General features: G+C 65.6%; 10 protein-coding genes. 7 read left to right on the forward strand and 3 right to left on the reverse strand.

Annotation, left to right across the window (positions count from 1 at the left end; genetic code table 11):
* From atpA to Q8M13_RS19620, 7 genes are all read left to right on the forward strand, one after another.
* Window positions 1-1,027, forward strand: a 1,027-nt coding sequence (atpA, locus tag Q8M13_RS19590; RefSeq protein ID WP_305301898.1) for a F0F1 ATP synthase subunit alpha, incomplete at its 5' end; no start/stop codon positions are given.
* Window positions 1,028-1,049: 22 nt separating this feature from the next.
* Window positions 1,050-1,919, forward strand: a complete 870-nt coding sequence (locus tag Q8M13_RS19595) for a F0F1 ATP synthase subunit gamma (protein ID WP_305301899.1) — start codon at window positions 1,050-1,052, stop codon at window positions 1,917-1,919.
* Window positions 1,920-1,937: 18 nt separating this feature from the next.
* Window positions 1,938-3,524 carry a F0F1 ATP synthase subunit beta gene (gene atpD, locus Q8M13_RS19600; RefSeq protein ID WP_305301900.1) on the forward strand — a complete coding sequence of 529 codons (1,587 nt, stop codon included), beginning with the start codon at window positions 1,938-1,940 and terminating at the stop codon, window positions 3,522-3,524.
* 5 nt (window positions 3,525-3,529) lie between these two features.
* On the forward strand, window positions 3,530-3,796 hold the full coding sequence (locus Q8M13_RS19605; RefSeq protein ID WP_305301902.1) for an ATP synthase F1 subunit epsilon: 267 nt from the start codon (window positions 3,530-3,532) through the stop codon (window positions 3,794-3,796).
* A gap of 191 nt (window positions 3,797-3,987) precedes the next feature.
* The gene (locus tag Q8M13_RS19610; protein WP_305301903.1) at window positions 3,988-4,614 is read left to right on the forward strand and encodes a hypothetical protein; all 627 of its coding nucleotides are present in this window, start codon (window positions 3,988-3,990) and stop codon (window positions 4,612-4,614) included.
* 115 nt (window positions 4,615-4,729) lie between these two features.
* Window positions 4,730-5,053, forward strand: a complete 324-nt coding sequence (gene sugE / locus Q8M13_RS19615; protein ID WP_305301904.1) for a quaternary ammonium compound efflux SMR transporter SugE — start codon at window positions 4,730-4,732, stop codon at window positions 5,051-5,053.
* Between the two features lie 76 nt (window positions 5,054-5,129).
* Window positions 5,130-7,061 carry a S9 family peptidase gene (locus Q8M13_RS19620; RefSeq protein WP_305301906.1) on the forward strand — a complete coding sequence of 644 codons (1,932 nt, stop codon included), beginning with the start codon at window positions 5,130-5,132 and terminating at the stop codon, window positions 7,059-7,061.
* Window positions 7,062-7,195: 134 nt separating this feature from the next.
* Here the strand turns inward: Q8M13_RS19620 and Q8M13_RS19625 are convergent, their stop codons facing one another.
* From Q8M13_RS19625 to Q8M13_RS19635, 3 genes are read right to left on the reverse strand one after another with little or no spacing between them, the layout of a single operon-like run.
* Window positions 7,196-7,957 carry an alpha/beta fold hydrolase gene (locus Q8M13_RS19625; protein ID WP_305301908.1) on the reverse strand — a complete coding sequence of 254 codons (762 nt, stop codon included), beginning with the start codon at window positions 7,955-7,957 and terminating at the stop codon, window positions 7,196-7,198.
* A gap of 41 nt (window positions 7,958-7,998) precedes the next feature.
* A complete protein-coding gene (locus Q8M13_RS19630) occupies window positions 7,999-8,493 on the reverse strand; it encodes an RNA pyrophosphohydrolase (protein WP_305301910.1) in 495 nt (164 codons plus the stop codon).
* 10 nt (window positions 8,494-8,503) lie between these two features.
* On the reverse strand, window positions 8,504-8,659 hold the full coding sequence (locus Q8M13_RS19635; RefSeq protein ID WP_370870115.1) for a divergent polysaccharide deacetylase family protein: 156 nt from the start codon (window positions 8,657-8,659) through the stop codon (window positions 8,504-8,506).
* Window positions 8,660-8,673 lie beyond the last annotated feature (14 nt).

The raw sequence follows: 8,673 nt of genomic DNA on the forward strand, positions 1-8,673 counted from the left end.
TGGCGACCGTCAGACCGGCAAGACCGCCGTGGCGATCGACACCATCCTGAACCAGAAGTCGATCAACGCCGGCGATGACGAGAGCGCCAAGCTCTACTGCATCTATGTCGCCATCGGCCAAAAGCGTTCGACCGTCGCCCAGATCGTCAAGACGCTCGAAGAGCGCGGCGCCCTGGAATACACCATCGTCGTTTCCGCGACGGCTTCGGAGCCGGCTCCGCTGCAGTTCCTGGCTCCGTTTGCCGGCTGCGCCATGGGCGAGTGGTTCCGCGACAACGGCATGCACGCCGTCATCATCTATGACGACCTTTCGAAGCAGGCCGTGGCCTATCGTCAGATGTCCCTGCTGCTGCGCCGCCCGCCGGGCCGCGAAGCCTATCCGGGCGACGTGTTCTACCTGCATAGCCGCCTGCTGGAACGCGCTGCGAAGCTGAACGAAGACAACGGTTCGGGCTCGCTGACGGCTCTGCCGATCATCGAAACCCAGGCCAACGACGTGTCGGCCTACATCCCGACCAACGTGATTTCGATCACCGACGGCCAGATCTTCCTGGAAACCGACCTGTTCTTCCAGGGCATCCGCCCGGCCGTGAACGTCGGTATCTCCGTCAGCCGCGTGGGCTCCTCGGCCCAGATCAAGGCCATGAAGCAAGCTTCGGGTCCGATTAAGGGCGAACTGGCCCAGTATCGCGAACTGGCCGCCTTCGCGAAGTTCGGCTCCGACCTGGACGTCACCACCCAGCGCCAGCTGGCGCGCGGTGAGCGTCTGACCGAGCTGCTGAAGCAACCCCAGTACTCGCCGCTGCTCGTCGAAGAACAGGTCGCGGTGATCTACGCCGGCACCCGTGGCTACCTCGACACCATCCCGACCGCCCAGGTCGGCCGGTTCGAGACCGAACTGCTGGCCCGCCTGCACTCCAAGCATCAGGACCTCCTGGACACCATCCGCACCTCGAAGGAGCTGAAGGCTGACACGGAGACCAAGCTCAAGGAAGCGCTGGAAGCTTTCGTCAAGAGCTTCGCCTAAGCGCGCGCTGGAGCATTAGGAGATGGCCAGCGTCAAAGAGATGCGCGATCGGATCAAAAGCGTGGAATCCACGCAGAAGATCACGAAAGCGATGCAGATGGTCGCCGCCGCGAAACTTCGGCGCGCCCAGAGCTCGGCGCAGAACGCCCGGCCATACGCCCAGCGCATGGCCGCGGTGATCGCCAACCTGGCGGCGGGGGTGTCCGGTGACGGCGCGCCTAAGCTGCTGGTCGGCACCGGGCGCAATCAAAAGCACCTGATCGTCGTTGCGACGTCGGATCGCGGCCTGGCGGGCGGTTTCAACACCGCCATCCTCCGCGCCGCCCGCGAGCGCATCCGCAGCCTGCTCGCCGAGGGCAAGGATGTGAAGATCATCGCGCTCGGCAAGAAGGCCCGCGATCTGCTGCGCCGCCAGTACGGCGACCGCTTCGTGGCCGCCCATGAAGCCGGCGTGCCGTCGCTCGCGACCGCCCAGCCGGTGGCCGACAAGATCAACGAGCTGTTCGAAGCTGGCGAGATCGACGTCGTCACCCTGGTCTACAGCCAGTTCAAGTCGGTGGTCACCCAGACCCCGACCGTGCGCCAGCTGATCCCTGCCCAGATCGAAGAGGGCGCCGCCACCATCGATCTGAAGGGCGCGGCCTACGAATACGAGCCGGACGAGGAGCAAATCCTCGAAACCCTGCTGCCGCAGAACCTGACCATTCAGGTGATGTCGGCGATGCTCGAGAACCAGGCCGGGTTCTACGCCGCCCAGATGGCGGCGATGGACAACGCCACACGCAACGCGGGCGACATGATCGCCGCCCTGAACCTGCTCAAGAACCGTACTCGCCAGGCGCAGATCACCAAGGAGCTGATCGAGATCATCTCCGGCGCCGAAGCGCTCTAAACCGAAAGAGTCTGAACCATGGCTACGACCCCTAAGGCTCCCGCCAAGAAGCCCGCTGCTCCGAAGGCGACCGCTGCGCCGAAGGCTGCTGCTGCGAAGGCCGCTCCGGCCGCCGCGAAGGCTCCTGCCGCCGCCAAGAAGTCCGCTACGCCGAACGCCGCCGTCGCCGGCGCCGCTACGGGCCGCATCTCGCAGATCATCGGCGCCGTCGTCGACGTCGTGTTCGAAGGCGAACTGCCGTCGATCATGAACGCGCTGGAAACCACAAACTTCGACCAACGGACGGGCGAGCCCTTCCGTCTGGTTCTGGAAGTGGCCCAGCACCTCGGCCAAAGCACCGTCCGCACGATCGCCATGGACACCACCGAGGGTCTGACCCGCGGCGCTCCGGTGACCGACACCGGCCGTGCGATCACCGTTCCGGTGGGTCCGGCCACGCTCGGCCGCATCATGAACGTCATCGGCGATCCGATCGACGAAGCTGGCCCGATCGTCACCGACTTCTACGCCCCCATCCACCGCGAGGCGCCTTCGTTCGCCGAGCAGTCGACGTCGGCCGAAATCCTCGTCACCGGCATTAAGGTCGTCGATCTGCTCTGCCCCTACACCAAGGGCGGCAAGATCGGCCTGTTCGGCGGCGCCGGCGTGGGCAAGACCGTGACCATGCAGGAACTGATCAACAACATCGCCAAGGCGTACGGTGGTTATTCCGTGCTGGCCGGCGTTGGTGAGCGGACCCGCGAAGGCAACGACCTCTATCACGAGATGATCGAGTCGAACGTGAACCAGGCCGGTGGCGGCGGCGAAAGCCGATGCACCCTGGTCTACGGTCAGATGAACGAGCCCCCCGGCGCCCGCGCCCGCGTGGCCCTGACCGGTCTGGCCCAGGCCGAGTACTTCCGCGACCAAGAGGGCAAGGACGTGCTCCTCTTCATCGACAACATCTTCCGCTTCACCCAAGCCGGCTCCGAAGTGTCGGCTCTGCTGGGCCGTATCCCGTCGGCCGTGGGCTATCAGCCGACGCTCGCCACCGAGATGGGCAACCTGCAGGAGCGCATCACCTCGACGTCGAAGGGCTCGATCACCTCGGTCCAGGCCATCTACGTTCCCGCCGATGACTTGACCGACCCGGCGCCTGCCGCTTCGTTCGCCCACTTGGACGCGACCACCGTGCTTTCGCGCGACATCGCCGCCCAGGCCATCTTCCCGGCCGTTGACCCGCTCGACTCCACCTCGCGGATCATGGACCCGCTGGTGATCGGTGAAGAACACTACGCCGTGGCGCGTCGCGTCCAGGAAACCCTGCAGGCCTACAAGGCCCTGAAGGACATCATCGCCATCCTGGGCATGGACGAGCTGTCGGAAGAGGACAAGCTGACCGTGGCCCGCGCCCGGAAGATCCAGAAGTTCCTGTCGCAGCCGTTCCACGTGGCCGAACAGTTCACCAACATGCCTGGCGTGTTCGTGAGCCTCGAAGACACCATCCGCTCGTTCAAGGCGGTTGTTGAAGGCGAGTTCGACCACCTGCCGGAAGCGGCCTTCTACAACGTCGGCACCATTGAAGACGCTGTGGCCAAGGCCGAACAACTGGCTTCGGAAGCCTAAGCAGCATGGCCGGGAAGCTTCACTTCTCCCTCGTCTCGCCTGAGCGCGAACTGTTCTCCGGACAGGTCGACCAGGTCGATGCACCGGGCGCCGAGGGCGACTTCGGCGTCCTGGCCGACCACGCGCCGTTCATGACGACGCTCAAGGAAGGCCGAGTGACGGTGTACAATGGCGGCGTCACCACGATCTTCGCGATCGAAGGCGGTTTCGCCGACGTCACGCCGGACGGCCTGACCATTCTGGCCGAGAAGGCGCAAGAGGTTACGGCCTAAGAACTATTGTCGGCCACGCCCGGCGCCTTTCAGGCGTCGGGCGTTGTCGTTCAGGAGTGGGTTTGCGGCTGATCAAGGGCGTAGACCAAGGCATCGCCTCGGAGAGGTCGCATTGCCTCGCTATCAAGACTTGCGAGGGGCACCCACTTTCGAGTGTTATGCGCGACGACAAGTTTAGGGGAAACCGCCATATGCGCACCGCCATCGCCAGTCTGATCGCTTTCGCCGGCCTCGCCACGGCGGCCAACGCCCAACCCGTGGCCGAACCGGCGCCCGCCGCCGTCCAGGCTCCGGCCGTTGAGGCCGCGCCGGCCGCGCCCGCCGCCGAGGAAAAGTCCTACGTGATGCCGACCACCGGCGCCGAGGGCCAGATCATCGACGTGATCAACCGCGTCTGTAAGCCCCTGGTCAAAGGCGGCAACCTCGACCAGCTCGCCGGCGGCCTTGGCTACAAGAAGAACAAGCGCGAAGGCACCTATGTCGGCACCCTGGTCGACAAGCCCTACACTCTGACCATTTGGCCGCAGGGGTCCAACAAGGACGTTTGCCGCCTGACGCTGAAGTACGGCATCGATCAGGAAAAGCCGATCATCGTCGGCCTGAACATCTTCTCGTACATGCATAAGCCGGAGCTGCTGCAGCAGCGCAACGACTTCGTGCCGGCCACCGACTTCAAGCGCATCACCAATTCCTGGGAATATTTCACCGATCATGAGTCGATCGGCCTGGTGTTCCTGCAACTGAAGAAGCCGGACGGCTCGCCGGTCGGCAAGGCCTGGGACGAGGGCGAAGTCCTCTACTCCGAGCGCACCTTCTAAGGCCAGCTCTGGCGCCGCTCGCAAGGCGGTCTATTCTAAAACAAGGCGCGGGGGACGACCCCCGCGCCTTTGCCTTTTCCCCGGGGACGACCCCATCAGCTAGGAGGCGCGAGCCGTGGCTTGGGTCGTTCTGTTTATCGCCGGCATCTGCGAAATCGGCTGGGCCGTGGGGCTCAAATACACCGACGGCTTCACCCGCCTCTGGCCGACGGTGTTCACCGGCGTCAGCCTGGTCGTCTCGATGGCCCTGCTGGGCATCGCCGTAAAGACCCTGCCGCTCGGCACCGCCTATGCAGTCTGGACCGGGATCGGCGCGGTCGGGACAGTCATCCTCGGCATCGCGCTCTTCAAGGAACCGGCGACCGTCGTGCGCCTGGTCTGCGTGGGCCTGATCGTCGCCGGAATCCTGGGATTGAAGTTCTTTTCGACGCCGGAGTGAGCGCCTGATTGACGGCCGCCGCGCGGCTGCTTCAGGGTCCTCCTACCCCAAACTCTACTGTCTGGAGCCTTGCCTGATGACGATGCGCGCCCTGCTGCTCGGGACCACCCTGGCCTTAGCCGGCGTCACCGCCGCGCCTGCCGCCGACCTGCCGCGCCGCGAAGTCGGGCAACTGGTCTTCGACAATGTGCCTGTGACCCCGCCCGCCCTGCAGGCCGCTATAGCCCCCTACTACAACGCCCGCTCGGCGGTGTTCGAGGACTGGCTGGACGATGGCTCGATCCTGATCGCCACTCGATTTGGCGACACCAACCAGATCCACCGCGTGGCCGCGCCCGGCGCGGCGCGGACGCAGCTCACCTTCTTCAAGGAACCGATCAATGTGGCCAAGGCGCAGCCTGGCTCGGACCGGTTCGTCTACATGCGAGACGACGGCGGGGCCGAGTACTACCAGGCCTATGTCCGCGGCCTGAACGGCGCCGAGAGCCAACTGACGGCCGCCAAGACCCGCAACAGTGACTTCGTGTTCACCCCGGATGGCCGCCAGGTGATCTGGGGCCAGGTCACGGCCGGCGATCCCAACAACGCCATCATGATCGCCGACGTCGCCGCGCCGCAGGGCCGGCGCGCGATCTTCGAGGGCAAGGGCTCGAAGGCCCCGCTCGACATCTCGCCGGACGGCAAGTCGCTGCTGTTCAGCCGCTACAATTCGGCGACCTTCGTTGAGCTGTTCGTGCTCGACATCGCCAGTGGCCAAGCCCGGCCGATCGGACCCGTCGATCGCAAGGTCGCCTATGTCGGCGGCGCCTTCACCGCCGACGGCCGTGGCGTGGTGACGTTGTCGGACGACAAGGCCGACACCGCGCGTCCCGTGGTCTTCGATCTGGTCAGCGGCGCGATGCGCGAACTGGATCCTGGCCTGAAGTGGCCGGCCGAGGACTTCGCGCTCAGCAAGGACGGGGCGGTGATCGCCTATGTCGTCAACGAGGAAGGCTATTCGCGCCTGGTGCTCAAGGACGTCGCGACCGGCAAGACGCTGCCCTCGCCCAAGCTGCCGCAAGGCGTGATGACTGGCCTCGGCTTCTCGCCGGACGGCAAGAGCCTAGCCTTCAGCCTGTCGACCTCCACCTCGGCCGGCGATGTCTGGAGCTTCGCTCTGGCCGACCAGAAGCTGGTGCGGTGGACCCAGAGCGAGCTGGGCGGCTTGGATCCGGCCCAACTGGTGGAGCCGACCCTCTTCCGCTACCCGACCTTCGACAAGCGCTCGATCCCGGCCTTCATCTACCGACCCCAGGCCAAGCCTGGTGAGAAGCTTCCGGTGATCATCCAGATCCACGGGGGCCCGGAGGGGCAGGAGCAACCGAATTTCAATCCGCGACGTCAGTCCTGGGTCAATGAAGTCGGCGCGGCGGTGATCATCCCCAACGTCCGGGGTTCCAGCGGCTACGGCAAGACCTACCTCGACCTCGACAACGCCGAAAAGCGCGAGGATTCGGTCAAGGACATCGGCGCCCTGCTGGATTGGGTGGCGAAGCAGCCTGACCTCGACGCGAGCCGGGTGGCCATCGTGGGCCAATCCTACGGGGGCTACATGGCCCTGGCGGTGGCGGCCCACTACAACGACCGCATCGCCGGCGCGATCGACCTCTACGGCATCTCCAACTGGACTACGTTCCTGAAGAACACCGAGGGCTATCGCCGCGACCTGCGCCGGGCCGAATACGGCGATGAGCGCGATCCGAAGATGGCCGCCGTGTTCGACAAGATCTCGCCGCTCAATATGAGCGAGCGCATGAAGAAGCCGATGATGATCTATCAGGGCGCCAACGACCCGCGCGTGCCGCAGTCGGAATCCGAGCAGATGGTCGCCAAGCTGCGCGCCCAGGGCACAGAGGTCTGGTACGTGCTGGCCAAGGACGAGGGCCACGGCGTCGCCAAGAAGCAGAACACCGAAGCGGTGCGCGCGACCGAGATCGTGTTCCTGCAGAAGGTGCTGGGGACGAAGTGAGGGCCTCCTCTCCCTCGGGAGAGGCTAGGTGAGGGGGCACTGCGCAGCGGCGCTCTGCTGACGGACGATCATCAGAAGCGGTTGGGCCGAAAGACCCCTCAACCAACCTCTCCCCGGCGGGGAGAGGAGCTCTACTAGGCTGGGGCCTGTTGTTCGGCGAGCCATTCCAGCGCGGCGGCGGCGACGTCTTCCCAGCCGGGCTCGCCGGGCAGCCAGTGGCTCATGCCTGGCATCTCGCGATAGGTCCCACCCAGGCGCGTCGCGGTCTGGCGGACGGTCGAAGGCGGATGAACCACATCGCGCTGACCGGCCATCACCAGGCAGGGGGCGTCCAGCGGGCCGACGCCGACACTGGTGGTCATGAAAGGATCAAGCCACCAGTTCAGGGCCTCCCAAAGGGCGCGGCCGCTTTCGGGGCGCAGCCGGGCGACAGCGGCTTCCTGGTCTTCCTTCGACATGCGGTCCAGGCTGTAGTGGCGCATCAGGCTGCGGTCGGGTGCAACGCCCTGCGCCCAGAACGGCCCCAGCATGTGCAAGCCAAAGGCGGTGACCGCCTCCTCCATCGACGAGGAGGCCACGCCCCAGGGCGCTGAAGGCGCGAGTAGCACGACGGCGCGCAGGCGGGTCTTGCGGGCGGCCAGGGCCGCGACCAGGCCGCCTAGCGAGTGGCCCATCAGGATAGCGGGTTGGGTTTGCGCTGCGCACAGTTCGGCGATGTCTCGGGCGTAGTCGGTCATCGACACCCCAACCACGGCCTCAGACCCATCATTGGGGCCATGGCCCCGTAGATCGGGCGCCAGCACGGTGTGGCCCGCGGCTTCGAACGGCTTACGGAAGTTTTCGAACACCCAGCCGCCGCAGAAGGCGCCGTGCGTCATGATGATCGGCGCGGGCATGGGTCCCCTCGAGGTCAAGATTGTGGGAGCGGTCGGCGGCGTCAGGCCGCGCGGCCGCGCAGACCCGCGAAGTCGTGGAAGGCGATGACGACTTTTTCGTAGATCGCCTTCTTGAACGGCACCACCAGGTCGGGCGCTTCGTCCAGGCGGCCCCAGCGCCAGGCGTCGAACTCCGGATGGCCTTGGCCGGAAAGGTCGAATTCACTTTCGTCGCCGTCGAAGCGCAGGGCGAACCAGACTTGGCGCTGGCCCTTCCAGCCCTTGGCGATCTTCGAGCCGTTGTGGCCGGGGGGGAAGTCGTAGGCCAGCCAACCGTCGGTGCGGCCGAGCAGGGTGGTGGTCTTCACGCCGGTCTCTTCGGCGAGTTCGCGGCAGGCGGCCAGATAGAGGTCCTCGCCGGCATCCACTCCGCCCTGCGGGAACTGCCAGTTGTGAGGTCCGCTCGTACCGAACCGTCGTCCCAGCCACACGCGCCCATCGGGGTGGAACAGCACCACTCCAACATTCGGGCGATAGGCGGCAAGTTCGTCGGTCATCTCATTCCATTTAACGACGCTGGGTCAAAGCGGAAGCCGGAGCTAGCTGATAGCCCCTAGATTCCACCGATTCAGCCCACTTTGCGACCTGCGATAGCGTCACAGGGTAGGCAAAGCCCGATCCCAGCTCCTGACCGTGCTGGCGGGCGCCCGCCTCGAACGCCAATAGCTGATGATCGA

The organism is Phenylobacterium sp., from assembly GCF_030681155.1.
Lineage (GTDB): Bacteria > Pseudomonadota > Alphaproteobacteria > Caulobacterales > Caulobacteraceae > Phenylobacterium.